At 72.9% G+C, this 25,620-nt stretch carries 28 protein-coding genes and 1 pseudogene; 14 read left to right on the top strand and 15 right to left on the bottom strand.

Annotation, left to right across the window (positions count from 1 at the left end; translation table 11 throughout):
* Window positions 1-52: 52 nt before the first annotated feature.
* A complete protein-coding gene (locus CKY47_RS11230; RefSeq protein WP_306745658.1) occupies window positions 53-1,195 on the top strand; it encodes an acyl-CoA dehydrogenase family protein in 1,143 nt (380 codons plus the stop codon).
* Window positions 1,196-1,256: 61 nt separating this feature from the next.
* On the opposite strand, the gene CKY47_RS11225 is transcribed toward CKY47_RS11230, so the two are convergent.
* Both CKY47_RS11225 and CKY47_RS11220 read right to left on the bottom strand, forming a co-directional pair.
* Window positions 1,257-2,447, bottom strand: a complete 1,191-nt coding sequence (locus CKY47_RS11225) for an amidohydrolase (RefSeq protein WP_306745657.1) — start codon at window positions 2,445-2,447, stop codon at window positions 1,257-1,259.
* 19 nt (window positions 2,448-2,466) lie between these two features.
* Window positions 2,467-3,342, bottom strand: coding sequence for an aldose 1-epimerase family protein (locus tag CKY47_RS11220; protein WP_306745656.1), 876 nt, complete (start codon window positions 3,340-3,342; stop codon window positions 2,467-2,469).
* A gap of 55 nt (window positions 3,343-3,397) precedes the next feature.
* On the opposite strand from CKY47_RS11220, the gene CKY47_RS11215 reads away from it, so the two are divergent.
* The 3 genes and pseudogenes from CKY47_RS11215 to CKY47_RS11200 all read left to right on the top strand — a co-directional run bounded on the left by CKY47_RS11215 (window position 3,398) and on the right by CKY47_RS11200 (window position 5,284).
* Complete coding sequence (locus tag CKY47_RS11215) at window positions 3,398-3,952, top strand: TetR/AcrR family transcriptional regulator (RefSeq protein WP_306745655.1); 555 nt, start codon at window positions 3,398-3,400, stop codon at window positions 3,950-3,952.
* Window positions 3,949-4,739: pseudogene (locus CKY47_RS36885) on the top strand (MBL fold metallo-hydrolase). Before CKY47_RS11215 ends, CKY47_RS36885 begins: the two are co-directional and overlap by 4 nt.
* 146 nt (window positions 4,740-4,885) lie before the next feature.
* Window positions 4,886-5,284 (top strand): hypothetical protein, encoded by a 399-nt coding sequence (locus tag CKY47_RS11200; protein WP_306745654.1) that lies wholly within the window; start codon window positions 4,886-4,888, stop codon window positions 5,282-5,284.
* Here the strand turns inward: CKY47_RS11200 and CKY47_RS11195 are convergent.
* Window positions 5,229-6,611 (bottom strand): APC family permease, encoded by a 1,383-nt coding sequence (locus tag CKY47_RS11195; RefSeq protein ID WP_306745653.1) that lies wholly within the window; start codon window positions 6,609-6,611, stop codon window positions 5,229-5,231. The genes CKY47_RS11200 and CKY47_RS11195 overlap by 56 nt on opposite strands.
* Window positions 6,612-6,681: 70 nt before the next feature.
* Entirely contained in the window at window positions 6,682-6,912 is a 231-nt protein-coding gene (locus CKY47_RS11190) for a hypothetical protein (RefSeq protein ID WP_306745652.1), read from the bottom strand.
* Window positions 6,913-7,005: 93 nt separating this feature from the next.
* On the opposite strand from CKY47_RS11190, the gene CKY47_RS11185 reads away from it, so the two are divergent.
* A complete protein-coding gene (locus tag CKY47_RS11185; RefSeq protein ID WP_306745651.1) occupies window positions 7,006-7,851 on the top strand; it encodes a helix-turn-helix domain-containing protein in 846 nt (281 codons plus the stop codon).
* A complete protein-coding gene (locus CKY47_RS11180) occupies window positions 7,848-8,012 on the top strand; it encodes a DUF397 domain-containing protein (protein ID WP_306745650.1) in 165 nt (54 codons plus the stop codon). Before CKY47_RS11185 ends, CKY47_RS11180 begins: the two co-directional genes overlap by 4 nt.
* On the opposite strand, the gene CKY47_RS11175 is transcribed toward CKY47_RS11180, so the two are convergent.
* From CKY47_RS11175 to CKY47_RS11140, 8 genes are all read right to left on the bottom strand, one after another.
* The gene (locus CKY47_RS11175) at window positions 7,972-9,246 is read right to left on the bottom strand and encodes an MFS transporter (RefSeq protein ID WP_306745649.1); all 1,275 of its coding nucleotides are present in this window, start codon (window positions 9,244-9,246) and stop codon (window positions 7,972-7,974) included. The genes CKY47_RS11180 and CKY47_RS11175 overlap by 41 nt on opposite strands.
* A 183-nt stretch (window positions 9,247-9,429) precedes the next feature.
* On the bottom strand, window positions 9,430-10,089 hold the full coding sequence (gene pdxH, locus CKY47_RS11170; protein WP_306745648.1) for a pyridoxamine 5'-phosphate oxidase: 660 nt from the start codon (window positions 10,087-10,089) through the stop codon (window positions 9,430-9,432).
* 118 nt (window positions 10,090-10,207) lie between these two features.
* Window positions 10,208-10,990, bottom strand: a complete 783-nt coding sequence (locus CKY47_RS11165) for an urease accessory protein UreD (protein ID WP_306745647.1) — start codon at window positions 10,988-10,990, stop codon at window positions 10,208-10,210.
* A complete protein-coding gene (ureG, locus tag CKY47_RS11160) occupies window positions 10,987-11,703 on the bottom strand; it encodes an urease accessory protein UreG (RefSeq protein WP_306745646.1) in 717 nt (238 codons plus the stop codon). Before ureG ends, CKY47_RS11165 begins: the two co-directional genes overlap by 4 nt.
* Window positions 11,693-12,346 (bottom strand): urease accessory protein UreF, encoded by a 654-nt coding sequence (locus tag CKY47_RS11155; RefSeq protein WP_306745645.1) that lies wholly within the window; start codon window positions 12,344-12,346, stop codon window positions 11,693-11,695. The genes ureG and CKY47_RS11155 overlap by 11 nt, the downstream gene beginning before the upstream one ends.
* Complete coding sequence (locus tag CKY47_RS11150; RefSeq protein ID WP_306745644.1) at window positions 12,346-14,058, bottom strand: urease subunit alpha; 1,713 nt, start codon at window positions 14,056-14,058, stop codon at window positions 12,346-12,348. Before CKY47_RS11150 ends, CKY47_RS11155 begins: the two co-directional genes overlap by 1 nt.
* The gene (locus CKY47_RS11145) at window positions 14,055-14,381 is read right to left on the bottom strand and encodes an urease subunit beta (protein WP_306745643.1); all 327 of its coding nucleotides are present in this window, start codon (window positions 14,379-14,381) and stop codon (window positions 14,055-14,057) included. The genes CKY47_RS11150 and CKY47_RS11145 overlap by 4 nt, the downstream gene beginning before the upstream one ends.
* 10 nt (window positions 14,382-14,391) lie before the next feature.
* Entirely contained in the window at window positions 14,392-14,694 is a 303-nt protein-coding gene (locus CKY47_RS11140) for an urease subunit gamma (RefSeq protein ID WP_306745642.1), read from the bottom strand.
* 230 nt (window positions 14,695-14,924) lie between these two features.
* Between CKY47_RS11140 and CKY47_RS11135 the strand changes: the two genes are divergently transcribed.
* From CKY47_RS11135 to CKY47_RS11110, 6 genes are all read left to right on the top strand, one after another.
* Window positions 14,925-16,037: a citrate synthase 2 gene (locus tag CKY47_RS11135; protein ID WP_306745641.1), complete on the top strand. Its 1,113-nt coding sequence runs from the start codon at window positions 14,925-14,927 to the stop codon at window positions 16,035-16,037.
* 392 nt (window positions 16,038-16,429) lie between these two features.
* Entirely contained in the window at window positions 16,430-17,563 is a 1,134-nt protein-coding gene (gene serC, locus CKY47_RS11130; RefSeq protein WP_306746006.1) for a phosphoserine transaminase, read from the top strand.
* A gap of 253 nt (window positions 17,564-17,816) precedes the next feature.
* A complete protein-coding gene (gene sepH / locus CKY47_RS11125) occupies window positions 17,817-18,743 on the top strand; it encodes a septation protein SepH (RefSeq protein ID WP_306745640.1) in 927 nt (308 codons plus the stop codon).
* A 95-nt stretch (window positions 18,744-18,838) separates the two neighbouring features.
* The gene (locus CKY47_RS11120) at window positions 18,839-19,183 is read left to right on the top strand and encodes a hypothetical protein (RefSeq protein ID WP_306745639.1); all 345 of its coding nucleotides are present in this window, start codon (window positions 18,839-18,841) and stop codon (window positions 19,181-19,183) included.
* 38 nt (window positions 19,184-19,221) lie between these two features.
* Window positions 19,222-19,596 (top strand): hypothetical protein, encoded by a 375-nt coding sequence (locus CKY47_RS11115; RefSeq protein WP_306745638.1) that lies wholly within the window; start codon window positions 19,222-19,224, stop codon window positions 19,594-19,596.
* Entirely contained in the window at window positions 19,589-20,014 is a 426-nt protein-coding gene (locus CKY47_RS11110; RefSeq protein ID WP_306745637.1) for a hypothetical protein, read from the top strand. Before CKY47_RS11115 ends, CKY47_RS11110 begins: the two co-directional genes overlap by 8 nt.
* A 30-nt stretch (window positions 20,015-20,044) precedes the next feature.
* Here CKY47_RS11110 and CKY47_RS11105 read toward each other — a convergent pair whose 3' ends face one another.
* Window positions 20,045-20,272, bottom strand: a complete 228-nt coding sequence (locus tag CKY47_RS11105) for a hypothetical protein (protein WP_306745636.1) — start codon at window positions 20,270-20,272, stop codon at window positions 20,045-20,047.
* Between the two features lie 178 nt (window positions 20,273-20,450).
* Between CKY47_RS11105 and CKY47_RS11100 the strand changes: the two genes are divergently transcribed.
* Both CKY47_RS11100 and CKY47_RS11095 read left to right on the top strand, forming a co-directional pair.
* The gene (locus CKY47_RS11100; RefSeq protein WP_306745635.1) at window positions 20,451-22,151 is read left to right on the top strand and encodes an ABC transporter ATP-binding protein; all 1,701 of its coding nucleotides are present in this window, start codon (window positions 20,451-20,453) and stop codon (window positions 22,149-22,151) included.
* The gene (locus tag CKY47_RS11095) at window positions 22,148-24,007 is read left to right on the top strand and encodes an ABC transporter ATP-binding protein (protein WP_306745634.1); all 1,860 of its coding nucleotides are present in this window, start codon (window positions 22,148-22,150) and stop codon (window positions 24,005-24,007) included. Before CKY47_RS11100 ends, CKY47_RS11095 begins: the two co-directional genes overlap by 4 nt.
* 65 nt (window positions 24,008-24,072) lie before the next feature.
* Here the strand turns inward: CKY47_RS11095 and CKY47_RS11090 are convergent, their stop codons facing one another.
* Together CKY47_RS11090 and CKY47_RS11085 are read right to left on the bottom strand one after the other, a co-directional pair.
* Complete coding sequence (locus CKY47_RS11090; RefSeq protein ID WP_306745633.1) at window positions 24,073-24,723, bottom strand: DUF2537 domain-containing protein; 651 nt, start codon at window positions 24,721-24,723, stop codon at window positions 24,073-24,075.
* A gap of 36 nt (window positions 24,724-24,759) precedes the next feature.
* Entirely contained in the window at window positions 24,760-25,536 is a 777-nt protein-coding gene (locus CKY47_RS11085; protein WP_306745632.1) for a TrmH family RNA methyltransferase, read from the bottom strand.
* Window positions 25,537-25,620: the final 84 nt, after the last annotated feature.

The following is a 25,620-nucleotide window of genomic DNA, read 5'->3' as shown; positions in this document are numbered from 1 at the left end:
CTGGAGTACGTCCTGGAGTACTGAGCCGAGTACACCTGTCCGGAGGTCGACGATGCCCGCCGAACGCCTGCTCCCCACCACCGAGGCCGAGGACCTGCTCGCCCTGGTGCGCGAGATCGCCCGCGACGAGCTGGCCCCGCACGCCGCCGAGGCCGAGGAGCACGAGCGGTTCCCGCGCGACGAGTTCCGCCTGCTCGGCAAGACCGGGCTGCTGGGCCTGCCCTACCCGGAGGAGTTCGGCGGCGGCGGCCAGCCGTACGAGGTGTACCTCCAGGCCCTGGAGGAGGTCGGCTCCGCCTGGATGTCGGTCGGCGTCGGCCTGTCCGTGCACGTGATGTCCGCCTACGCGCTGGCGACGTTCGGCACGGACGAGCAGAAGGCGCGCTGGCTGCCCGACGTGCTGGGCGGCGACCTGCTGGGCGGCTACGCGCTGTCCGAGTCGCACGCCGGGTCGGACGCCGCCGCACTGTCCACACGGGCCGTGCGCTCGGGCGGGGGCTACACCGTCACCGGCACGAAGGCGTGGATCACGCACGCCGGCGTCGCCGACTTCTACACGCTGATGGCGCGCACCTCCGACGACGGCGGCCGGGGCGTCAGCTGCTTCCTCGCCCCCGGCAGGGCGGACGGCCTCACCGCCGCCGCGCCCGAGCGCAAGATGGGCCTGACCGGCTCCCCGACGGCGCAACTGGTGTTCGACGGCGTGCACCTCGACGAGGACCGCCTGATCGGCGCGGAGGGCGACGGCATGAGGATCGCGCTGTCCGCTCTGGACTCGGGCCGCCTGGGCATCGCCGCCACCGCGGTCGGCCTGGCGCAGGCGGCGCTGGACGAGGCCGTGGCCTACGCGAAGACCCGCACCCAGTTCGGCCGCCCGATCATCGACTTCCAGGGCCTGGAGTTCCTGCTCGCCGACATGGCCGCCGCCGTGGAGTCGGCGCGGGCCACCTACCTGTCCGCCGCCCGCCGCCGCGACCGCGGCCTCCCGTTCCGCCGGCAGGCGGCGATCGCCAAGCTGGTCTGCACGGACGCCGCGATGAAGGTGACGACGGACGCCGTGCAGGTGCTGGGCGGCGCGGGCTACACGCGCGACTTCCCCGTGGAGCGGTACATGCGGGAGGCCAAGGTGCTGCAGATCTTCGAGGGCACCAACCAGATCCAGCGCCTCGTGATCGGGCGCGAACTGCGGAAGTAACGGTCCGGCGGGCGTCCCATCGCGGTAGGACGCCCGCCGGACCACCGTCACCCGGAGCGGTTCACTCCGAGTGGAACGGGCTCTGGACGACCTCCCGGCCGTTCTCGTAGCGGTACACCTCGCGGCCGTCGACGAAGACGTTCGTCGCCCGGCTCATCACGTCCAGCGGGTCGCCCGACCAGATGACGACGTCGGCGTCGAGCCCCGGCCGCAGCGACCCGACCCGGTCGTCCAGGCCCATGATGGCCGCCGGGTTGACCGTGATCGACTCCAGGCCGACCTTCGGGTCCAGGCCCTCCTTCACCGCCAGCGTCACCTGGTGCACGAGGAAGTGGATCGGCACGACCGGGTGGTCCGTGGTGATCGCGATCCGCACCCCGGCGCGGGCGAGGATGCCGGGGTTGCGCAGCGAGCGGTTGCGCACCTCGACCTTGGAGCGGCTGGTGAACAGCGGGCCGATGATGACCGGCACGTCCTTCTCGGCGAGCAGGTCGGCGATCAGGTGGCCCTCGGTGCCGTGGTTCACGATCAGCCGGTAGCCGAACTCGTCGGCCAGCCGCAGCGCGGTGGCGATGTCGTCGGCGCGGTGGCAGTGCTGGCACCACGGGAGTTCACCCGAGAGGACCTTCGCCAGCACCTCGGACGTGGTGTCCCGGTCGAACGGCCCGTCGGCCGCGTCCCGCCTGGCCACGTAGTCCTGCGCCTTGGTGAGCGCGTCGCGGATGACCGCGGCCACCCCCTGGCGGGTGGACGGCAGCTTCTTCTGGTCGCCGTAGACGCGCTTGGGGTTCTCGCCCAGCGCGCTCTTGACGCTCACCGGGTTGCGCAGCAGCATCTCGTCGGCCGTGCGGCCCCAGCACTTCACGGCCACGGTCTGGCCGCCGATGACGTTGCCCGACCCCGGCTTGACCACCGCCGTCGTCACGCCGCCGGCCAGGGCGTCGGCGAAGCCCTGGTCGGCGGCGTTGATGGCGTCCAGCGCGCGCAGCCGCGCGCCGTTGGGGTCGGTCATCTCGTTGGTGTCCTGCCCGGCCCAGCCCTCGCCCTCCTCGTGCACGCCGAGGTGGCCGTGCGCCTCCACGAAGCCGGGCAGCACCCACGAACCGGTCGCGTCGACGACCCGCGCGTCGTCGGGGACCTCGACGTCCGCGCCGACCGCGACGATCTTGCCGTCCCCGATCAGGACCGTGCCGCCGTCGATCGGCTCACCGGCCACCGGGACGACGTACCCACCCGTGATTGCGACGCTCATAGTTAGCGACGCTAACGGCCTAGGCCAGCGGGCGCAAACCCCAACGTCCCGCCCACGACTCGCCGGGCTCCAGCCACAGCAGGTCGACGCCCGAGTTCAACGCGTCCGGCGGGCACGTCATGGGCTCGATCGCCACCGCGCGCCCCCGGCCGGGGTAGTCGTCCGGCGTGTAGACCTGCACCCACTTGAAGTCGGGGTCCGCCCACATCTCGACCGCGCCGGACGGCCCGCGCAGCACGTGCCGCACCAGCCCGTCGACCGGCTCGCAGCCGCCGAACGCGGTGTCCAGCCGCACGCCCTCCAGCAGCCGCGCCACCCGGAAGTCGTACTCGGTCTCCTCGACCGGGACGGCCGGGCCGTTGGGGATCATGGTCCCGGGGTCCACCGGCAGCACGGTCGTCGCGGCCAGCGACAGCGACGTCTCGTCGGTCTCGGACGCCCCGGCCCGCGGGTACGGGTGGGTGCCGACCCCGAACGGGGTGCGCTTGTCCCCCACGTTGGTGACGCCGTGCGAGACGGTCAGGCCGTTCTCGTCCAGCGCGTAGCTGATGGTGGTGCGCAGCTCGACCGGCCAGCCGAGGCCCGCCACCGGCGTCTCCAGCGACAGCAGGGACCCGGTGTGCTCCACGACGCCCCAGATGGCGTGGCGCACCAGGCCGTGGATGGCGTTGCCCCGCGCGGGCTCGCCGATCTCCAGCTGGAGCTCCTCGCCGTCGAGCGTCCACTTGCCGCCCGCCGTGCGGTTGGGCCACGGCACGAGCACCGCGCCGCTGCCCATGGGCGGTTGGTCGTCGTACGTCTCCACGTACGGCACACCGTTGACCTCGTAGGACTTGAGTCCGGCACCGTTCGGTGCGATGACGGCGCGCGCGGCGCCGTGGGCGATCTCCAGCATGGGTCAGGAGCGTATCCGCTCGACGAAGTAACTAGACCGGTCTCTATAGTAAAGCATGCCACGACGGACCGACACGCGACAGCGGATGGTGCGCACCGCCGCCGACCTCTTCCGCGCCCAGGGCTACCACGCCACCGGCGTGAACCAGGTGCTCGCCGAGGGCGGCGCCCCGAAGGGCTCGATGTACTTCCACTTCCCGGGCGGCAAGGAGCAGCTGGCGGTCGAGGCGGTGACCCTCGCCGGGGCCGACCTCCGCGATACCCTCGCCGCCGCGCTGGACGCCGGTCCGTCCCCCGCGGAAGCGCTTTCCCGCGTGCTGGGACTGCTGGGCGAGCAGCTGCGCGCTTCGGACTACCGCAGTGGCTGCCCCATCGCCACGGTGGCGCTGGACGCCACCGCCGACAGCGAGCCCATCCGCACCGCCTGCGAGGACGTCTACGCCTCCTGGCAGGCCGCCCTCGCCGAGCACCTGGGCGACGACGACCTGGCCTCGGTCGCGCTCGCCGCGGTCGAGGGCGCGCTGCTGCTCGCCCGCACCCGCCGTTCCCTCGCCCCGCTCGACGCCGTCCGCGCCCACCTGGGCGTCCTCCTGGAGAGGCCCGCCCCGTGAAGGTCCACCACCTCAACAGCGGCACCATGCGCCCCTTCGGCGGGCGGCTCGTGACCGGTCGCGGCTCGTTCTCCCACCGGGGCGAGCTGGTCTGCCACACCCTCGTGCTGGAGACGGACTCCGCCGGCCTGGTGCTGGTCGACACCGGCCTCGGCGTGGACGACGTGCGCACGCCGAAGGCGACCCTGCCACTCCTGTTCCGGGTCGCGAGCAGGCCCGTGCTCGACGAGCGCGAGACCACCGCGCGGCAACTGGCGGCGCTCGGCCTCGCGGCCTCCGACGTGCGGCACGTCGCCCTGCCCCACCTCGACGTCGACCACGCGGGCGGCGTGCGCGACTTCCCGGGCGCGCGGGTGCACGTCCCGCGCGAGGAGCTGGACGACCGCGCCAACCCCCGCTACTCCCCCGCCCAGTGGCGGACGCCGACCTCGTGCCGCACGACCCGACCGGCGAGGCGTGGGAGGGCTTCGAGGGGGTCCGCGAACTCCTGCCGGACGTGCTGCTGGTCCCGCTCGTCGGCCACACCCGGGGCCACACCGGCGTCGCGGTGCGCACCGGCGACGGCTGGCTGCTGCACGCGGGCGACGCCTACTTCCACCACGGCCAGCCGGCGACCCCGCCGCACGTCCCGGTCGGCCTCGCCGGGTTCGAGAGGAGGATGCAGACGATCGCCGAGCTGCGCCTGGCCAACCTGGCGCGGTTGCGCGAGGTCGCCGACCGGGTGACCGTCGTCAACGCGCACGACGCGGCCCACCTGCGGCGATTCGCGCCCGCTCACGCCTCGTGACGACTTCGGGGGATTTCTCCGGGCGGCGGACCACCCGACCGCTGCCAGTCGGGGCGGGCGGTGGTCCACCATGCTTCGCGTTCGTCGGTGAACCTCCCCGCTGAGGAGTCCGGTCGAAGACGCTCTTACGCGGCCTCGCGACCGCGGTGCCCGTCCTCGGCCTGGTGCCGGCGGCGGGAACGGCCCACGCCGCACCGGTCACGACGGGCGGCGAAGCCGGCGTGGCGTGCACGCAGGTCTGGCAGTACCGGGTGACGGCGGACGGCGACATGACCGACGCGCCGAGCGGGGGCTCGTACATCGGGAACGCCTTCATCGACGACACGTTCAACGTGCGCGTCCACGGCAGCCCTCGCCACTACGGCGCGAACGTGAACAACGGCAAGTGGGGCTGGATCATGGCGGGCAAGCTCCAGTACACCGGCAACACCTGGTGCGCGCAGCCCCGTGCCCGGCGCCACCCGACACGGGCGGCGCCGGGCACGGTGGTCACTTCGCCGGCTTCTCCGCGTCGAACTCGGTCTTGCCGTGCACGAACCGGTTGACCACCCACAGCACCGCGCCCGCCACCAGCAGGTAGCCGGCGATCTTGTAGTCCTCCCACGGCCGGCCGGACAGCGGGCTGGCCAGGTAGGCGCACGTGAGCGCGCCGAGCACCGGCACCCACGTCGGCGCGCGGAAGTGCGCGTGGTCCGACTTCTCCCGGCGCAGCACCAGCACGGCGACGTTGACGATGGTGAACACGATCAGCAGCAGCAGGGCCGTGGTGCCGCCGAGCTTCGCGATGTCCGCCGTCGAGACCAGGATGATCGCGACGCCGGACGTGAAGATGATCGAGATCCACGGCGTGCGGCGGAACGGGTGCACCGCCCCGAAGACCTTGGGGATGATCCGCTCGTTCGACATGCCGTAGATCAGCCGGCTCGCCATCAGCATGTTGATCAGCGCCGAGTTGATGACCGCGAACAGGCCGATCAGCGAGAACACCCACAGCGGGAAGCCCGGCGCGCCCACCTGGACGACCCTCAGCAGCGCCGAGGAGCCCGCCTTGGACAGCTCGTCGGCCGGGATCAGCAGCGACGACGTGATGGCGACCAGCACGTAGATGACCGCCGCGATCACCATGCCCCACAGCATCGCCTTCGGGAAGATGCGCACGGGGTCCTTGCACTCCTCCGCCATGTTCACCGAGTCCTCGAACCCGACCATCGCGAAGAACGCCAGCGCCGTCGCCGACGTGATCGCGAGCATCGCCGACTGACCGGGTGCCGGGTCGACCTGCGTGAGGCGGGCGGGCTCGCCGTCGCCGGAGGCCACCGCGAACACGCCGATCGCGATGATGATCACCAGGCCGGACAGCTCGATGCAGGTCAGGACGACGTTCGCCTTGACCGACTCCGAGACGCCCCGGAAGTTGACCACCCCCAGGCCGATGATGAACAGGATCGCGACCAGCGTGGCCGAGACGGTGAACGTGTCGGAGAAGAACTCCTTGATGACGGACTGGAGGTAGGTGCGCCCGAAGGCGAGCGCGGCGGAGGAAGCGGAGGTGATGCCCGACGACATCACCGCGAACGCCACCATGAACGTGAGGAACTGGATCTTGAAGGCGCGGTTGGCGTAGAGCGCCGCACCCGCCGCGCGCGGGTACTTGCCGACCAGTTCGAGGTAGCTGAACGCGGTCAGGAAGGCCACCGCGAACGCGATCAGGAACGGCACCCACAGCGCGCCGCCGATCTTGCCGGCGACGTTGCCGGTCAGGGCGTAGATGCCCGTGCCGAGGATGTCACCGACCACGAAGAACAGCAGGAGCTTGGGGCCGATGGCCCTCTTCAGTTCCGGTTGCGCCGGTGCGCTCGTCGCTTCCGCCATGCCGGATGAGTGTGCCGGATCACACCTGGCCTGCACAGTCGGCGAGCCACGGCTTGGGCAAGTCTTGATGTCAGGACGCGGCCACCTCGCGAAGGTCGGCTTCGGCACGTGAGACGGCCTCGGTGAACGCTTCCCGGAACGCGGCGATCTGCGGCGCGCTCAGGGAGACCTGGTCGACGCCCGAGGGCAGCAGCACGGAGATCGCGCCGTCGTGGACTTCGAGGGACAGCACGTCCTCCTTGTCCGAGTAGCAGCGCAGCAGCCACTCACGACGTGGCTCGACCACCTTGATGAATTCCATGCCGCTTATCGTGCAAGCTTGCACATTCTCGCTCAATTACTCGATGGAGTGAACAAACTTCCGCTGTTCGTCCGACGGCTCTAGCTTTGCCCCATGCCCCGCCGCGCCCAGGCCACCGTCCGCTCCCGCCGCCTCGCCGTCACCCTGCGCAGGCTGCGCCGCGCCACCGGCATGACCGGGGCGGACGTGGCGAAGGCGGTGGAGATGTCCGCCAGCAAGATCAGCCGGGTGGAGAGCGCGGAGAGCGGCCTCTACCTGGACGACGTCGAGAAGCTGCTCGACTTCTACCGGGTCACGAAGAAGGAGCGGGTGCACCTGCTCGACCTCGCCCGGAACGCCGAGCAGCGCGGCCTCCTCCGCCTCACCAACGACAACTACCCCGAGGACTGGCAGACCTGGGCCGATTTCGAGGACGAGGCCAACGGCCTGCTGTTCTACGAACCCCTGGTCATCCCCGGCCTGGCGCAGACCGCCGAGTACGCGCGATGGGTGATCGAAGCCACCGGTCCCGGTCTCTCGGAAGACCGGGTCGACGCCCTGGTGGCCAGTCGCATGGCCCGCCAGGGGCTCCTCTCCCGCAAGACCCCGCTCATGCTGCACGCGATCATCGAGCAGGTCGCGGTCGAGCGCCCCTTCGGCGAGCCCGGCGCACACACCCGGCAGGTCCGCCACCTGCTCGACGCCGCCGAGCGCCCCAACATCACCGTCCAGGTGGTGCCGACCGGAGCCGGTTTCCACGGCGGGCTCAGCGGACCGTTCGTGATCTTGGAATACGACGAGGAGCCGAGTCTCGTCCTGTTGGAGAACAAGGTTTCCAGCCTGTTCCTCGACGAGGACGAGCACATCGAGGTCTACGAGAAGACGTGGGCGCAGTTGCGGGAATTGGCCTACTCGGAGCAGGACACCGCCGCTTACCTGCGTGGGATCATCGATGCATGACCTCGTGGCGCAAGAGTTCCCGCAGTGCCAGCACCGCGAACTGCGTGGAGGTGGCCCAGTTCGCCGGTCGCGTCGGGGCGCGGGACTCGAAGAACCCCGCGCCCGTCCTCTCCGTCCCCGCTACGTCGTGGGCGCGCTTTCTGCGCTCGGCGAGGGCGTGAACCGGTAGCGGCGGATCGCCGGGATCGCCAGCACCGCCACGCCCGTCCCCACCACGACCAGGACCCCGCCCAGGGCCGTGGCCAACCCGGGGCCGATGGCCGCGCCGCCGGTGCCGTGCAGCAGGTCGGCGATCCGCGGCCCGCCGGCCACCACGACGATGAACACGCCCTGCATCCGGCCGCGCATCTCGTCCGTCGCGGCCGTCTGGAGGATCGCGCTGCGGAACACCATGCTGATCATGTCCGCCGCGCCGCCGATGGCCAGGAACACCACCGCCAGCCACAGCGCGTCCGCCAGGCCGAACCCGATCATGGCCACGCCCCACGCCACGATCGAGACCACCACGCCCACGCCGTGCCGGGTGACCCTGGACGTCCACCCGGACGTCAGGCCGCACAGCATCGCGCCCAGCGGGATCGCGGCGAACAGCCAGCCGAGCGCCAGACCGCCGCCCGGCGGGTCGCCGAACGTGTTCTCGGCCATCTCGGGGAACAGTGCGCGCGGCATGCCGAAGACCATCGCGATGATGTCGAGCAGGAAGCTCGCGAGCAGGATCTTCTGGAGCGCCAGGTACCGGAAGCCGTCCACGACGTCGCGCAGGCCGGCGCGGCGGCTGCTGCCGTCGAGCGGCGGCAGGGGCGGGAGCTTCCAGACCGCCCAGATGGTCGCGGTCAGCGCGACGGCGTCCACCAGGTACAGGGTGGAGAGCCCGACGACGGGCATGAGCGCGCCCGCGAGCATCGGGCCGAACACGCCGCCGAACATCATCACCGTGGACGACAGCGCGGAGGCCGCCGGGATCTGCTCGGCGGGCACCAGCCGGGCCACGGACGCCGTCCGGGCGGGCGCGTTCACGGCGAAGAACACCTGTTGCAGGCCGAGCAGCGCGATCACGAGCCACACCGAGTCCGCTTTCAGCGCGGCCTGGAGCCACAGCAGCACGGACGTCGCGGCGATGCCGGCGTTGGTGACGACCAGCAGCTTGCGCCGGTCGACGACGTCCGCGATGGCGCCGCCGTAGAGCCCGAAGACGAGCAGCGGCACCAGCGCCACGCCGGCCGACACGCCCACCCAGGCCGAGGACCCGGTGAGGTCGTACACCTGCTTCGGCACGGCCACCGCGGTCAGCTGGCTGCCGACGGCGGTGACCACCGTGGAGAGCCACAGCCTCCGGAAGGCGAGGACTTTCAGCGGCCGCGTGTCGATGGCGATCCGGCCCAGGACTTTCCGCACGGTCGTTAGCGTACGGCAACTAACAAGGCGTTTTGGGAGACGTGGCGCACCGCCCGGACGGCCACACTGGACGACGTGGACTTCCCGGCGGTGGGGCACCGGCACGCGGCCCCGGACGTACGGCGAGCCCCGCGGCGGGAACACCGGCGGGGCTCGTCGACGGGACTGTCCCGCAAAGCGGTCCTACGGGGCGATGCGCTGCACTTCCCAGCCGTCGCGGCCGAGGCGGAAGCGCAGGCGGTCGTGCATGCGGTCGCGCCGCCCCTGCCAGAACTCGACCTCCTCGGGCCGGATGCGCCAGCCGCCCCAGTGCGGCGGCACCGGTACCCGGTCGGCGTCCGCGAACTGGCGCTCGACCTTGTGCAGCGCGCTCTCCAGCGTCGTGCGACCGCGCACCACGCGCGACTGCGGCGACGCCCAGGCGCCGATCTGCGAACCGCGCGGGCGGCTCTCCCAGTAGGCGGCGGTCTCCGCCGGGCCGACCTTCTCGACGATGCCGCGCACGTGGGCCTGCCGCTGCATGGCGAACCACGGGAACGTCGCCGACGCGTAGCGGGTCGCCATCAGGTCGTGGCTCTTGGCGGAGGTGTAGTTGGTGAAGAACACCAGGCCCCGCTCGTCCAGGCCCTTGGCCAGGACGGTGCGGGACGACGGGCGGCCCTGCGGGTCGGAGGTGGCGAGCACCATCGCGTTCGGCTCGGACAGGCCGGCGCCGGCCGCCTGGTCCAGCCACAGTTGCAGCTGCTCGTGCCAGCCGGCGGCCAGGTCGCTCTCCGTGAGCGAACCCTGCTCGTAGGACACGCGCATCGACGGCAGCGCGATGTTGGTCGTCGTCTCCGTCATACCGACCTCCCGGAGCTGGGCTGAGCACTCGTGGTGCCTGGGGCTGCCGCGACCGTACGGGCTCCAGGTTATTCGCGGAACCGCCTGGGTGGTGACGGTTACCACCCGATCCGGGCGACTAACTGTGAGATTCGACTCGGAATCGTGTTCGAGATCGAGTCAGAAGATCTTCCGCCGATCCCGGGTGCCTGCGCCGCGCGTCGTCCAAAGCGCGCAGCGCGGTCACCGCGTCGTCCGCCAGGACGGTCGCCAGGCTGCCGCCGCGGGCCAGCGGGACGAGCGACCACCAGTCCCCCGCGACGGCGACCGGCAGGTCGCGGCCCCAGCACAGCAGCTCCGTGCCGAGCACCCGGCGGCCGGCCAGACCGGCCGCCGAGGCGTCCACCTCGGACACGCCCAACCGGGTTGTCTGCCTGATCACGGTTCCGTTTCGGCGGACGTCGAGAGTGGTGGTGAGCGAACCCGCTCTTTCGTTCAGCCGGCCCGCCGCGACGATTTCCCGGGTGCGCAAACGGGCGTCGTCCGCGAGATCCGCGCGGAACACCGCCTCGTGATTCGCCCGCGCCGTGACGACGGTCGGTTCCGGGAGGTTTTCCAGGCTCGCGCCGGCCCCCAGTTCGACGCGCACGAGGGCGCGGCTGCCGCCCGGGCGGTGGCCGGGCAGCGCGAGGGTGGCCGCTACTCCCCGCAACTCCAGGGCCGCGCCGGGGCCGACCCGCACGTGCAGCTCCAGGTCGTCGCCGCCGAGCGGGGACGTGACCGCGCTGACGAGGTGGACCAGCGCGACACCACCGCTCCCCCTGGCGGGCACGAGCCGCAGGGGCGCCATCGACCGCATCTCCCGCACCACGCTCCGCCCGGCCTCGTCGCGCACGACCACCAGGCGGGCCCGCGCCCTCACCCGACCCCGGCGAGGGCGCGGAGCTGGGCGCGCACCCACTCGGCCACGGCGGGGGCGTCCGGCGTGTCCACGAGGGACTGGCTGACCACCGGCAGCCCGCCGCGCACCCGGTGGGCGTCCGAGGTCATCACGCCCAGGTCGGCGCCCACCAGGGGGGCCAGGTCGGTCTTGTTGATGACGAGCAGGTCGGCGGTCGTCACACCGGGGCCGCCCTTGCGCGGCACCTTGTCGCCGCCCGCCACGTCCACCACGAACACCTGCCGGTCGACCAGGCCCCGGCTGAACACGGCGGTCAGGTTGTCGCCGCCGCTCTCGATGATCACCAGCTCCAGGCCGGGGAACCGGTGCTCCAGCAGCTCCACCGCGTCGAGGTTGGCGGTGATGTCGTCGCGGATCGCGGTGTGCGGGCACGCGCCGGTCTGCACCGCCTCGATCCGCTCCGTGTCCAGCACGCCCGCCGCGCGCAGGAAGTCGGCGTCCTCGGTGGTGTAGATGTCGTTGGTCACCACCGCGAGGTCCAGCTCGTCGCCCAGGGCGCGGCACAGCGCCGCGGTCAGCGCGGTCTTGCCGCTGCCGACGGGGCCGCCGATGCCCAGCCGCACGGCGCGGCGGCCGTGGTCGTGCGCGTGGCCGTGCGCTTGGTCGTGCGGGTCGTGACCGGCGTCGGTCGGGTCGAAGTTCACCGGGTGGACGTGGCCGTGGTCAGCTGGCAAAGAGACGCACCTCTTCCGCGTGGTGTCGGTCGTGGGCCTCGGCGAGCAGGTCGAGGCCCGGCGCGCTGGGCGCGGGCAGGTCGGCCGGCGGCGTGCCGGCGTGGTCGCGGGCGTGCCCGGCGACCGCGTCGATCTCCGGCGCGAGGCCGGCGAGCACGGCGTTCACGCCGAACGGGTCGAGGCCGAGCAGCCGGATCGCGCCCGTCGCCGGGCCGGTCACGGCGTGGTAGGCGACGGTCTGGGCGGCCTCGAACGGGTCGGCCACCAGCACGCCCACCACGATCGGGTGATGCGGGCGGGGTGTGGCCCGGAGCAGCCCTTCCAGCCGCGCCGACGGCCAGGCCCGCGTGGCCGCCCGCGCGACGCCCCGGCCCTGGGTGCGCGAGGCCGCGCGCTGCGCCGGGGACGGGGTGCGGGCGTCCAGCTCGGCGTCCAGCTCCGCGTACCCGTCCTGGGCGGCGGCCACCGCGGCGAACACCGCGGCCAGGGCGCCGGCCGTGCGCAACCGGCCCACCAGGAAGGACCGCAGCGACGCCTCGTCCACCACCAGCCGCCGGGCCGCCGCCTCCTCCAGGCCGCCCGAGTGGACGTGGCCGCCGCCGGGGAACCGGGAGTCGGCCAGCATCAGCGCGACGAGGTCCATCAGAAGAGGAAGTAGCGCTGGGCCAGGGGCAGCTCCGCCACCGGCTGCGGCTCGACCAGGTCGCCGTCGACCCGCACCGCGAAGCTGTCCGGGTCGACCTCCACGTCCGGCAGGGCGTCGTTGAGCACCATGTCGGCCTTGGCGACGCCCCGCGTGTCGCGGACCGGCACCAGCGGCCGGGCCAGCCGCAGCAGCCCCGCCAGGTCCGCGTCGACCGCCTGCCGCGACACGAAGTGCACGCTGCCCAGCGCCGCCGAGTGGGCCCCGAACATCGGCCGGGCCAGGACCGGCTGCGGGGTGGGGATGGACGCGTTCGCGTCGCCCATCGCCGCGTGCGCGATGAAGCCGCCCTTGAGCACCACCGACGGCCGCACGCCGAAGAACTTCGGCTCCCACAGCACGAGGTCCGCGAGCTTGCCGACCTCGACCGAGCCGACCTCGTGGTCGATGCCGTGCGCGATCGCCGGGTTGATCGTGTACTTCGCGACGTACCGGCGGGCGCGCAGGTTGTCCGAGCCGCCGTCGCCGGGCAGCGAGCCGCGCTTGGCCTTCATCACGTGCGCGGTCTGCCACGTCCGGATGACGACCTCGCCGACGCGGCCCATCGCCTGCGAGTCGGAGCTGATCATGGAGATGGCGCCCAGGTCGTGCAGCACGTCCTCGGCGGCGATCGTGGTGGGCCGGATGCGGCTCTCGGCGAACGCCAGGTCCTCGGGCACCGACCGGTTCAGGTGGTGGCACACCATCAGCATGTCGAGGTGCTCCTCGAGCGTGTTCACGGTGTGCGGGCGGGTCGGGTTGGTCGACGACGGCAGCACGTTCGGGTGCGACACCACCCGGATGACGTCCGGCGCGTGCCCGCCGCCCGCGCCCTCGGAGTGGTAGGCGTTGATCGACCGGCCGCCGATGGCCTCCAGCGTCGATTCGAGGAACCCTGCCTCGTTGAGCGTGTCGGTGTGGATGGCGACCTGCACGCCCGACTCGTCGGCCACCCGCAGGCACGCGTCGATCGCGGCGGGCGTGGTGCCCCAGTCCTCGTGCAGCTTGAACCCGCCCGCGCCGCCGAGGAGCTGCTCGCGCAGGGCGTCCTCGCGGGTGGTGTTGCCCTTGCCGAGCAGCAGCACGTTGACCGGCATGTGGTCCATCGAGGCGAGCATGCGGCCGAGGTTCCACGCGCCGGGCGTGACCGTGGTGGCCTTCGTGCCCTCGGCCGGGCCGGTGCCGCCGCCGACGAGCGTGGTGAGGCCCGAGGCGATGGCGGTGTCCACGATCTGCGGGCAGACGAAGTGCACGTGGCAGTCGATGCCGCCGGCGGTGAGGACCTTGCCGTTGCCCGAGAGCACCTCGGTGCCGGGGCCGATCACGAGCGCCGGGTCGACGCCGTCCATCGTGTCCGGGTTGCCGGCCTTGCCGATGCCGACGACCCGGCCGTCGCGCACGCCCACGTCCGCCTTGACGACGCCCCAGTGGTCGAGGACCACCGCGCCGGTGATCACCAGGTCGGGCGCGCCCTCGGCGCGCGTGGCCACGCCCTGGCCCATGGACTCGCGCACCACCTTGCCGCCGCCGAAGACCACCTCGTCACCGGAGCCCGCGCCCCGGCTGCGGTCCTCGGTGACCTCGATGAGGAGGTTCGTGTCGGCGAGCCTGATCCGGTCGCCCGTCGTGGGCCCGAGCAGCTCCGCGTAGCGGTGGCGGTCGATCCCGGTCACCTGGCGGGCCCCCGCTCGTCCAGGTCGCCGGCCCACTCGGCCCGCAGGCCGGGCACGCGGCGCGCCCCGGCGATCGGCACCAGCACGACCTCCCGCTCCACGCCCGGCTCGAAGCGCACCGCCGTGCCCGCCGGGACGTCCAGGCGCTTGCCCCACGCGGCCTCGCGGTCGAACTCCAGCCCCGGGTTGGCCGCGGCGAAGTGGTAGTGCGACCCCACCTGCACCGGGCGGTCCGCCGCGTTGACCACGACCAGCGTCGTCCGCGGCCGTCCGGGGTTCAGCTCCACCGGCTCCTCGCCGGGGATGATCTCGCCAGGGACCACGGGCCGCTCCTCACGCGATCGGGTCGTGCACGGTCACGAGCTTCGTCCCGTCCGGGAAGGTGGCCTCCACCTGCACGGACTCGATCATCTCCGGCACACCCGGCATCACCTGCGCGCGGGTGAGGACGTGCCTGCCGCCGTCCATCAGCTCGCTGACCGAGCGACCGTCCCGCGCGCCCTCCAGCACGTGGTCGGTGATGAGCGCGACCGCCTCCGGGTAGTTCAGGACCACACCGCGCTCCAGCCGCCTGCGCGCGACGTCGGCCGCGACGTGGACCAGCAGCTTGTCCCGCTCGTGGGGCGTCAGGTGCATGCCCGGTGGTCTACCACGCGCGACGCCGCGAACGCGGAGCCGAAACAAGGGCTTAACGAGGGGCCGGCACGAGGGCTCGACGACCGCCTCGCGCGCGGGCGGCGCGCGGAACCGTTCTGAATCGGTTCCTTGATCGTGACCGACGACACGGGCCGGCCTGATTGCGGGTGCGTCCCACCAGGAGGAAGGTGCTGGCAACTCTTTACTTTCGCCGAGAAGGAGCGCACAGCGTGGTGCAGAGCGAGGACGACGGTTTCACACCGGGTCTCGAAGGCGTGGTCGCCTTCCGCACCGAGATCGCCGAACCGGACCGCGACGGTGGCGCCCTGCGCTACCGGGGCGTGGACATCGAGGACCTCGTCGGCAAGGTGACCTTCGGCAACGTGTGGGCGTTGCTGGTCGACGGCCGCTTCGGCCCCGGCCTGCCGCCCGCCGAACCGTTCCCCATCCCGGTGCACACCGGTGACGTGCGGGTCGACGTGCAGGCGGCGCTGGCCATGGTCGCCCCCATCTGGGGCTACCAGCCGCTGCTGGACATCACCGACGAGCAGGCGCGCGACCAGCTGGCCCGCGCCTCCGTCATGGCCCTGTCGTACGCGGCGCAGTCGGCGCGCGGCATCGGCCGGCCCGCCGTGCCGCAGCACCGCATCGACGAGTGCCGCACCATCACCGAGCGCTTCCTCACCCGCTGGCGCGGCGAGCCCGACCCGGCGCACGTCAAGGCGCTCGACGCGTACTGGGTGTCGGCCGCCGAGCACGGCCTGAACGCCTCCACGTTCACCGCCCGCGTCATCGCCTCCACCGGCGCGGACGTCGCGGCGGCCATGTCCGGCGCGATCGGCGCGATGTCCGGCCCGCTGCACGGCGGCGCGCCCGCCCGCGTGCTGCCGATGATCGAGGAGGTCGAGCGGACCGGTGACGCGCGCGGCTACGTGAAGGGCGTCCTCGACCGCGGCGAGCGGCTGATGGGCTTCGGGCACCGGGTGTACCGGGCGGAGGACCCGCGGGCGCGCGTGCTGCGGCGGACGTGCAAGGAGCTGGGCGCGTCCCGCTACGAGGCGGCCGACGCGCTGGAGCAGGCCGCCCTGGCCGAGCTGCGCGAACGCCGCCCGGACCGCGCGATCGAGACCAACGTCGAGTTCTGGGCCGCGGTGATCCTGGACTTCGCCCAGGTGCCGCCGCACATGATGCCCGCGATGTTCACCTGCGCCCGCACCGCCGGCTGGTCCGCGCACATCCTGGAGGAGAAGCGCACCGGCCGCCTGGTCCGCCCCTCGGCCACCTACACCGGCCCCGCCCCCCGCACCCCCGACGAGGTGGAGGGCTGGTCCGAAATCTCCTGACCCGCGAGAGCCCAACGCCCAGGCCCCGAGAGTCGTACGTCCAGGCCGGGCGAGTCGTACGTCCAGGAGTCCTGAGTTCTACGTTCAGGCCGGGCGAGTCGTACGTTCGGGACCCCCGAGTTCTGCGTTCAGGTCTCTTCGTGAAGTCCTGAACGTAGAACCCAGTGGTCCTGGACATACGACTCGCCCGGCCTGGACGTACGACTCACCCGGCCTGGACTTACGACTCACCCGGCTTGGACTTACGACTCGCCGTGGCCGGGTTCGCGTGGAGCAGGGTGACCGGGGACACCCGGCCGTCACCGCTCGGCCATGCGGCTGCAACACTGAGGCCCCCGGCAACGGCGCCGGTCGTGCCTGCCGACCCCCTCCCCGTGACCGGAGGCTTCGCGATGACCCAGACCGCCGACCCCACCTCGTTGGTCCTGCCCTCCGACCTGCGGCCGTCCGACGGCCGGTTCGGCTGCGGGCCCTCCAAGGTCCGTCCCGAGGCCCTCGCGGCCCTCGCGGCCGAGGGCGCCGCGCTGATGGGCACCTCCCACCGGCAGAAGCCGGTGAAGTCCCTGGTCGGCTCCGTGCGCGCCGGCCTGCGGGAGCTGTTCTCCCTGCCCGAGGGCTACGAGGTCGTCCTGGGCAACGGCGGCACCACCGCCTTCTGGGACGCCGCCGCGTTCGGCCTGGTGCGCGAGCGCGCCCAGCACTTCACCTACGGCGAGTTCTCCTCGAAGTTCGCCAAGGTCACCTCGGACGCGCCGTTCCTGGGCGACTCGATCGTGGTCAAGGCCGAGGCCGGCTCCGCGCCCGGGATCACCTACGCCGAGGGCGCCGACCTCGTCGGCTGGGCGCACAACGAGACGTCGACCGGTGTCGCGGTGCCCGTGACCAGGCCCGCCGGGTCCGACGGCGCGCTGGTCGCCATCGACGCCACCTCGGCCGCCGGCGGCCTGCCCGTCGAGGCGACCGACTACGACGTCTACTACTTCGCGCCGCAGAAGAACTTCGCCTCCGACGGCGGCCTGTGGATCGCGCTGATGTCCCCGGCCGCGCTGGAGCGGGTGGCCGAGATCGGCGCGTCGGGCCGCTGGGTGCCCGAGTTCCTGTCGCTGACCACGGCGCTGGACAACTCCACCAAGGACCAGACGTACAACACGCCGTCGCTGGCCACCCTGTTCCTGCTGAACCACCAGATCGAGTGGATCCTCGGCAACGGCGGGCTCGAGTGGGCCGTCGAGCGCACCGCCGACTCGTCGTCGCGGCTGTACTCGTGGGCCGAGTCGACGTCCTACACGACCCCGTACGTGGCCGACCCGGCGCACCGCTCGCAGGTCGTCGGCACGATCGACTTCGACGACTCGGTGGACGCCTCGGCGGTGGCCAAGGCGCTGCGCGCGAACGGCGTCGTGGACGTCGAGCCGTACCGCAAGCTGGGCCGCAACCAGCTGCGCGTCGCGATGTTCCCGGCGGTCGAGCCGACCGACGTGACCACCCTGACCCAGGCGGTCGACTGGGTCGTGGGGCAGCTCTGACGACGGTTCCCCGAACGGCCGGCCACCCCCGCGGGTGGCCGGCCGTTCGGGCTTTCTCGTGCCCGGGGGTGTCCATCAGGCGTTCGATCGGGCACCCTGAACAGGGCACGTGTGTCGTAACGGACGTGCGGACACGGACGACATACGGCAAGATCACACGAAGATATCGATGGGCACGGCGAGCCTCCGGCGTCAAGGCGGCACGCCGGATTAACGTCAGCAGTCGGCGAGGTGAGTCATCCGGGAGGCCATGATGCGAGCGTTGCGAGTCATCGGGCTCGAAGACGACGGCAAGTCCGTCATCTTGGAGGACCCGGATCGCGGCGAGCGCTTCGTGCTCCCCGCCGACGAGCGCCTGCGCGCCGCCGCGCGCGGCGACCTGACCCGGCTCGGCCAGATCGAGATCGAGGTCGAGTCGCAGATGCGCCCGCGGGAGATCCAGGCCCGCATCCGCGCCGGCGAGTCGGTGGACCAGGTCGCCTCGGCGGCCGGCATCCCGAAGCACCGCGTGGAGCGGTTCGCCTACCCTGTGCTGCTGGAGCGGTCCCGCACGGCCGACCTGGCGCAGCGCGCCCACCCCGTCCGCGAGGACGGGCCGGACGTGCAGACGCTCGGCGAGGTCGTCGCCCACTCGTTCGGCCTGCGCGGCCAGGACTACGCCGACGTGAGCTGGGACTCGTGGCGCGGCGAGGACGGCCGCTGGGTCGTGCAGCTGCACTGGACGGCGGGCCGCTCGGACAACCGTGCGCACTGGGCGTTCCACCCGGGTGTGCAGGGCGGCACGGTGACCGCGCTGGACGACGCCGCCGTGGACCTGATGGACCCGAACCCGAACCGGGGTCTGCGCAGCCTGCGCCCGGTGACGGCGCTGGCCCGCCAGGCGCTGGAGGTGGAGCGCCGCCAGGAGCCGGAGATCCTCGCCCGCGAGGAGCCGACCCCGGTCGCACCCCCGCCCCCGCCGCCCGTGCGGGAGCCGGAGCCCGAGCCGGTCGTCGAGGAGCCCGTCGTGGCCGAGGAACCTGTCCCGCCGGTCCCCGCGCAGCAGCAGCCGACCCCCGCGGCCGGTTCCAAGCAGCCGCCGCGCAAGGAGCCACCGCCCAAGCGCGGTGGCAAGAAGAACCACCCGATCGTCCCGTCGTGGGAGGACGTCCTGCTGGGCGTCCGCTCCAACCGGGGCTGAGATCGCGTCGAAGGGCCCTCCACCCGCCGGGTGGGGGGCCTTTTCGCGTAGTAGTACTCACGACCGGGCGGCCACCGGCAGGGGACCATTCCCGCATGGGCGACGTGGCGCGACGGTACGGCGTGGTGGGTGCGGTCGGGCTGCTGGTCGGCCTGGCGGTGTGGGCGTACGTCGACGCGGCCGCCTCGTGCGGCGACGAGGACATCGGGTGCGGCGTCCTGTTCGCGCTGTCGATCCCGGTGGTGGTGCTGCTGGCACTGCCGGCGGTGTGGGGCGTGCTGCGGCTGCTGCGGGTCGCGCGGCCCGGCGTGACGGCGACGTGCTGCTGGGGCGTGGGCCTGCTGCTGATGTGGATCGCCGCGTCGCACTCGCCGACGCCGGGCTGGTTGGCGCTGATCGGCGCGGTGTCGTTCCTGATCGGCGGCATGCTGGGCGGCTGACGGTTTCCCCCGGGTGAGCGGGCGGGTACTCGGCGGACATGCTGGGACGGGTGGTCGTCGGTGTCGCGGTCGGGGCCGGGCTCGGTGCGGCCTGGTGGGGGCTGCGCGAGTTCATCGCGGCCGGGGTGGTGTGCTCGACGGAGGACTGGGACTGCCTGGGCCTGGGCCTGGTGGCGATGCCGGTGAGCCTGCTCGTCGGGGTGCTGCTGTCGTGGCTGGTGCTCGCGGTGGCGCGGCAGGCGCGGCCCCTGGGGTTCGCGGCCGTCGGGGTGACGTTCGCCGCCGTGCTCACGCTGATGACCGTCTGGGTGAACGTGCCGGCGGGCGCGCTGCTGGCCGGGGTGGTCGGGTTCGCGCTGGCCGCACCGGTGACAGCGCGGCACGACGTGCGCGAGACTGCCCGGCGTGGCTGAGACCTCGACCGCGGGACGCGCCGCGTTCACCGTGCTGCTGCGCGTGGTCGTGTCGGCGGTGGTGGGCGCGGTGCTGCTGATCGCCTGGGTCTGGGCGTACCGCGCCGGTGTGCTCGACCGGGTCGTCGACGAGACCACGTTGAGCGAGTTCATCCTGCTCGTCGTCGTCGGGCTGCCGATCGCGCTGCTGGTCAGCGCGTTGCTGGCCGGGCCGGTGCTGTGGCTGCTCACGGTGCGCCCGGTGTGGCCGGTCGTGCTGATCGGGCCGGTCCTGCTCGGTCTCGCGCACTACTTCAAGCTGCCCGAGCAGTGGTCCGGGCTGGGCGACCGGTGGACCGTGCTCGTCCTGCTCGCGGCGGCGAGCTACGGCCTCGCGGGCCTGCTCACGGCCCCCGCGGCGCTGCGCCGGCGCAAGTAGGGCCCACCCGGGCAGTGCCCCACCCCGGGCCTACACCGGTCGGGGGACGGTGTCGAGCACGGCCTCGTCGACGCCCTCCGCGCGGCACCACTCCTCGGCCTCGGCCCGGCTCATCGGGCGCGCCCCCTCGGGGCGGGTGCCGCCGACGACGTCCCAGCCGTCGGGCGCCCACACGTGCAGCCTGCCGCCGCGCACGGCGAGCAGCCTGCCGCGCGGGTGCGCCATGGTCGGCTCGGCGCGCAGGAACCGGATGTCCATCTTGACCTCCACCGCGGTAGAGCTTGCAGGGTCGTCACCGGGGTGCCGGCCCCGGAAAACAGGATGCCGAGTGTCGGTCCCCTTCGTACCGTCGGGGTGGACCGGAGGGGGACTCGTGTCGGAAGAACGTACTTCCACAGCCGCGACTCTGCGCAGGCTGTGGCCGTACCTCACACCCGTGCGCACGCCGATCGCGCTGAGCGCGGCGGCGACCGCGCTCGCGATGTTGTGCGGCCTCGGCATACCGCTGATCACCCAGCGCATCGTGGACGGCCCCGTCGCGGACCGCGACCTGGGCGCGTTGCCGCTGCTCGTGGCGGTGGTGGTGCTGCTGGGGTGCGCCGAGGCCGGCCTGTTCTACGCCCGCCGCAAGCTCATCGCCGGACCGGCGTCGGACGTCGAGGCGCGGATGCGCGCCGACCTGTACCACCACCTCCAGGACCTCCAGGTGTCGTTCCACGACCGGTGGCAGTCGGGGCAGCTGCTGTCGCGCGGCACGACCGACCTGACGCAGGTCCGGCGGTTCGTCGGCTTCTCGATGGTGTTCCTCGTGGTGAACACGTTCGTGGTGCTGGTCGGCCTGGGCGTGCTGTTCGTGCTGTCGCCGGTGCTGGGCGTGATCGCGCTGACCTGCACGTTGCCGCTGCTGGCCCTGTCGTACCTGTTCGAGACGAAGTTCAAGGTGGTCGCGCGGCGGGCGCAGGACCAGTCCGGCGACCTGACCACCGTGGTCGAGGAGTCGGTGCTGGGCATCCGGGTGCTCAAGGCGTTCGGCCGCGGCCCGCACCTGACGAAGCGGTTCCTGCGGCAGGCCCGCGAGCTGCGCGACACCGAGCTGGCGAAGGTGCGGGTGTTCGCCGCGCTGTGGGCGGTGCTGATCGTGCTGCCCGAGCTGAGCATCGCGGGGCAGCTCGCGTTCGGCGCGGTCGGCATCGCGGACGGCACGACCACCGTGGGCACGCTCGTCGCCGCCGTCACGCTCACCGCCTACCTGCGCTGGCCGGTCGACTCGATCGGGTGGTTGCTGGCGGAGACGAACTCGACCGCGTCCGCGGTGGAGCGCTTCTACGAGGTGCTGGACGAGCCGGTGACCGTGCGCGGCCCCGCCGTCCCGACGCCGCCGGCGACCCCGGTGCGCGGGCACGTGCGGTTCGAGGGCGTGCACTTCGCGCACCCCGGCGCGGAGGACGAGGTGCTGCGCGGGATCGACCTGGAGGTGCGGCCCGGCGAGACGGTGGCGCTGGTCGGCGCGACCGGGTCCGGCAAGACGACGGTCACCGCGCTCGTGCCGCGCCTGGCGGACGTCACGCGCGGCCGGGTCACGCTGGACGGCGTGGACGTGCGCGACCTGGACCTGGCGCAGCTGCGGCGGATGGTCGGCACGGCGTTCGAGGAGCCGATCCTGTTCTCGGCGAGCGTCACGGAGAACGTGGCGCTCGGCGGGGAGGGCGTGGACGAGGCGCGGGTGCGGGAGGCGCTGCGGGTGGCGCGGGCCGAGGAGTTCGTGGACGCCCTGCCGTGGGGCGCGGACACCCGCATCGGCGAGCAGGGCCTGTCGCTGTCCGGTGGCCAGCGGCAGCGGTTGGCGCTGGCCCGCGCGGTCGTCGGGCACCCCGCGGTGCTGGTGCTGGACGACCCGCTGTCCGCGCTCGACGTGCACACCGAGGCCGAGGTGGAGGCCGCGCTGCGGCGCGTGCTGAAGGGCGTGACGGCGCTGGTCGTGGCGCACCGGCCGAGCACGGTGCAGCTCGCCGACCGGGTCGCGATGATCGTCGGCGGACGGATCGCCGCGGTCGGCGCGCACACCGAGCTGCTGGCGGACAACGAGGCCTACCGGCAGCTGTTGTCCGCGATGGAGGACGAGGGGGTGGCGGTGTGAGCGCGGTCGTCGAGGGCATCCCGCGGGACGAGGACGCCCGGTCGGGCCAGGACTGGCGGGGCGTGGCCGCCGAGGACGTCGAGGAGCTCACCCACGCCACGGGCGTGCTGCTCCAGGCCCGGTCGCGGCGGCTGCTGGGCGAGCTGCTGCGACCGCACAGCCGGGCCGCGGTGCTCGCGCTGGTGATCGTGGTGGTGGAGAACCTGGTCGCGCTGGCCGGGCCGCTGCTGATCGCCGCCGCCATCGACCGGGGTGTGCCCGCGGCGCTCGACGGGCGCCCGGCGGTGCTGGCGTGGTGCGTCGGCGGGTACGCGGCGTGCGGGCTCGTGGCGACGCTGCTGCGGTTCACGTTCGTCCGGCTCACCGGGCGCATCGGCCAGGACGTGCTGCTGGTGCTGCGGGAGCGCATCTTCCGGCAGGCGCAGCGGCTGTCCGTGGCGTTCCACGAGACCTACACGTCCGGCAAGGTCATCTCCCGCGCGACCAGCGACGTCGACTCGTTGCAGGACCTGCTGGAGGAGGGCCTGGACGGCCTGCTCACGTCGCTGCTGTCGGTCGTCGGCATCTCGGTGGTGCTGTTGTACCTGGACCTGCCGCTGGCGCTGGTCGTGCTGTCCGGGTTCGTGCCGCTGTACCTGCTGACCCGCTGGTTCCGCCGCCGCTCGGCGCGCGCCTACCGCAGCACGCGGGGCGCCATCGCGCAGATCATCGTGCAGTTCGTGGAGACCATGAACGGCATCCGCGCGGTGCAGGCGTTCCGCCGGGAGAAGCGCAACGCGGGCATCATGGGCGCGCTGAACGCCCGGTTCCGCGACGCGAACACCGAGGCGATGGGCGTGATGGCGGCGTTCACATCGCTCGTCCGGGTGATCGGCAACCTGTCGTTGGCGATCATCCTGGCGTGGGGCGCGTTCCGGGTGGCCGGCGGGCAGCTGGAGCTGGGCGTGCTGGCCGCGTTCACGCTGTACGTGCGGCGGTTCTACGACCCGTTCGACCAGCTCGCGATGTTCACGAACACGTACGCGTCGGCGACGGCGGCGCTGGAGAAGATCTCCGGGTTGCTGGAGGAGGAGCCGACGGTCCGCGAACCCGAGGACCCGGCGCCGCTGGGTGACGTGCGGGGCGCGGTGCGGTTCGACGGGGTGGGGTTCCGGTACTCGGAGACCACGCCGGTGGTGCTGCCCCCGTTCGACCTGACCGTGCCCGCCGGGCAGACGGTGGCGCTGGTCGGCGCGACCGGGGCGGGCAAGTCGACGATCGCGAAGCTGGTGGCCCGGTTCTACGACCCGACCTCGGGCGCGGTGCGGTTGGACGGGGTGGACCTGCGGTCGGTGGCGGACGCCGAACTGCGGCGCGCCGTGGTCATGGTGACGCAGGAGAACTTCCTGTTCGACGGCTCGGTCGCGGACAACATCGCGCTCGGGCGGCCGTCGGCGACGCGGGCCGAGGTGGAGGCGGCGGCGCGGGCGGTGGGCGCGGACGCGTTCATCCGGGCCCTGCCCGAGGGCTACGACACGGACGTGCGCAAGCGCGGTGGGCGGCTGTCCGCGGGGCAGCGGCAGATGGTGGCGTTCGCGCGGGCGTTCCTGGCCGACCCGGCGGTGCTGGTGCTCGACGAGGCGACGTCCAGCCTGGACGTGCCCACCGAGCGCCTGGTGCAGGACGCGCTGGAGACCGTGCTGGCGGACCGGACGGCGTTCATCATCGCCCACCGGCTGTCGACCGTGCTCATCGCGGACCGCGTGCTGGTGGTCGACGGCGGGCGCGTCGTGGAGGACGGGACGCCGAAGGACCTGATCGGCGGGCAGGGGCGGTTCGCGGCGCTGCACACCGCGTGGCGGGAGTCGCTGGCCTGACCGCCGTCCGGGCGTCCGGGTCGCCGTCCGGGTGTCCGGGTTGTCGTCCGGGTGGCCGGGCGTGGTCAGAGGAGGCCGTTGAGCAGGAGCGACAGCCACGCGGCGAGGACGCCCGCGACGACGCCGTAGGCCACCCAGCGCCACACGGGCACCCTGCGCGCCAGCCACACCGAGGGGGAGATGCCGCCGACCACCAGGACGTTCGCCAGCAGCGCGAGCCACTGGCTGGTCTCGCCGAGCCCCACCGACAGCGTGAACACGGTGAACGTCACGACCGCCGCCGTGATCAGGCTGACGGTGAGACCGGTGCCCCACGGCGTGGGTTCCGGCGCCTGCCCGGCCTCGGCGGCGGCCTCGTCCGGTCCGTCGGGCCGGGTTTCGCCGGATCGGGGCTCGTCGGGTCGGGACTCGTCCTCGGCTGCCGGCACGTCGACCGTCACCACGTCGCCCGTCACCGGGTCGGTGTAGCGGACCGGTGAGCCCATGTCGGCGGCCAGGCGACCGGCCAACTGGTGGCCGCGCCTGGTCACCAGGGCGCCCGCGACGCCCTCGGAGGGCGAGTCGGTGCGGCTCACGGCGTCGGCCACCTTCGCCCACTCGTGCAGCGCCTCGGCCAGTCCCGCGCCGAGCGGGAGGGTGTGGGGGTCGACCTCGTGCTCACCCGCGTCGTCGCTGCCCGCGAGCACGGCGCGGCCGTCCTGGACCCGCAGTTCCACCTGCGTCCTCCTCTGCTCGGAGAGCAACGTAGCGCTTCAGGCGATGGCGTAGAAGGCGATGGCGCCCGCGGTCGCGACGTTGAGCGAGTCGACGCCGTCGGCCATGGGGATGCGCACGGCGACGTCGGCCGCGGCGATGGCCTCGTCGGTGAGCCCCGGCCCCTCGGAACCGAGCATCACGGCGACCCGGCGCCCGCGCAGCCCGGCGTCGGCCAGGCTCACCGCGTCGGCGCGCGGAGTGAGGGCGGCGACCGTGAAACCGTTGTCCCGCAAGGTGTTCAGCCCGTCGGCGAGGTCGGGCGCGTGCGTGAACGGCACGCGCAGCACGTGCCCCATAGAAACGCGGACGCTGCGCCGGTACAGCGGGTCGCTGCACCCCGGGCCGAGGACGACGCCGTCGACGCCGAGCGCGGCGGCGTTGCGGAACAACGAACCCAGGTTCTCGTGGTCGCCGACGCCTTCGAGGACGGCGAGCCGGGTCGCGGTGGCGGCCAGGTCGGCCAGGGCGGGCCGCGGCGCGCGGTCGGCGGCGGCGAGGACGCCCCGGTTGAGGTGGAAGCCGACCACCTCGGCCATGACCTCGGCGGACGTGACGTACGCGGGGGCGGGGAGGTCGCCGAGGGCTTCGACGCGCCGACGCACGCCGAGCAGCGCGCGGACCGGGTAGGGCGAGGCGAGGAGCCGTTCGACGACGACCACGCCCTCGGCGATCACCAGGCCGCGCCCACCCGGGCGGTCCGGGCGGCGGTCGGCCGTCGACAGGTCCCGGAAGTCGTCCAGCCTCGGGTCCGCCGGGTCGTCGATCTCGATCACGGGGGCAGTGTCCCACCTCCCACCGCGTGAACATCCCTCGTGAACGTGGCCGGGCTCACAACCTGCGATTTGTCGCTTATTGTT

This window comes from Saccharothrix longispora, assembly GCF_030852425.1.
GTDB lineage: Bacteria > Actinomycetota > Actinomycetes > Mycobacteriales > Pseudonocardiaceae > Actinosynnema > Actinosynnema longispora.
Note: the sequence above shows the minus strand (reverse complement) of the source record. Positions and strands in the feature narration are given on the sequence as shown.

Excerpts from the sequence above, each read along its gene's own strand:
- CKY47_RS11230 (WP_306745658.1), top strand. The coding sequence starts at position 53 with ATGCCCGCCGAACGCCTGCTCCCCACCACCGAGGCCGAGGACCTGCTC.
- CKY47_RS11225 (WP_306745657.1), bottom strand. The coding sequence starts at position 2,447 with ATGAGCGTCGCAATCACGGGTGGGTACGTCGTCCCGGTGGCCGGTGAG.
- CKY47_RS11220 (WP_306745656.1), bottom strand. The coding sequence starts at position 3,342 with ATGCTGGAGATCGCCCACGGCGCCGCGCGCGCCGTCATCGCACCGAAC.
- CKY47_RS11215 (WP_306745655.1), top strand. The coding sequence starts at position 3,398 with ATGCCACGACGGACCGACACGCGACAGCGGATGGTGCGCACCGCCGCC.
- CKY47_RS11195 (WP_306745653.1), bottom strand. The coding sequence starts at position 6,611 with ATGGCGGAAGCGACGAGCGCACCGGCGCAACCGGAACTGAAGAGGGCC.
- CKY47_RS11190 (WP_306745652.1), bottom strand. The coding sequence starts at position 6,912 with ATGGAATTCATCAAGGTGGTCGAGCCACGTCGTGAGTGGCTGCTGCGC.
- CKY47_RS11185 (WP_306745651.1), top strand. The coding sequence starts at position 7,006 with ATGCCCCGCCGCGCCCAGGCCACCGTCCGCTCCCGCCGCCTCGCCGTC.
- CKY47_RS11180 (WP_306745650.1), top strand. The coding sequence starts at position 7,848 with ATGACCTCGTGGCGCAAGAGTTCCCGCAGTGCCAGCACCGCGAACTGC.
- pdxH (WP_306745648.1), bottom strand. The coding sequence starts at position 10,089 with ATGACGGAGACGACGACCAACATCGCGCTGCCGTCGATGCGCGTGTCC.
- CKY47_RS11155 (WP_306745645.1), bottom strand. The coding sequence starts at position 12,346 with ATGGACCTCGTCGCGCTGATGCTGGCCGACTCCCGGTTCCCCGGCGGC.
- CKY47_RS11140 (WP_306745642.1), bottom strand. The coding sequence starts at position 14,694 with ATGCACCTGACGCCCCACGAGCGGGACAAGCTGCTGGTCCACGTCGCG.
- serC (WP_306746006.1), top strand. The coding sequence starts at position 16,430 with ATGACCCAGACCGCCGACCCCACCTCGTTGGTCCTGCCCTCCGACCTG.
- sepH (WP_306745640.1), top strand. The coding sequence starts at position 17,817 with ATGCGAGCGTTGCGAGTCATCGGGCTCGAAGACGACGGCAAGTCCGTC.
- CKY47_RS11120 (WP_306745639.1), top strand. The coding sequence starts at position 18,839 with ATGGGCGACGTGGCGCGACGGTACGGCGTGGTGGGTGCGGTCGGGCTG.
- CKY47_RS11115 (WP_306745638.1), top strand. The coding sequence starts at position 19,222 with ATGCTGGGACGGGTGGTCGTCGGTGTCGCGGTCGGGGCCGGGCTCGGT.
- CKY47_RS11105 (WP_306745636.1), bottom strand. The coding sequence starts at position 20,272 with ATGGACATCCGGTTCCTGCGCGCCGAGCCGACCATGGCGCACCCGCGC.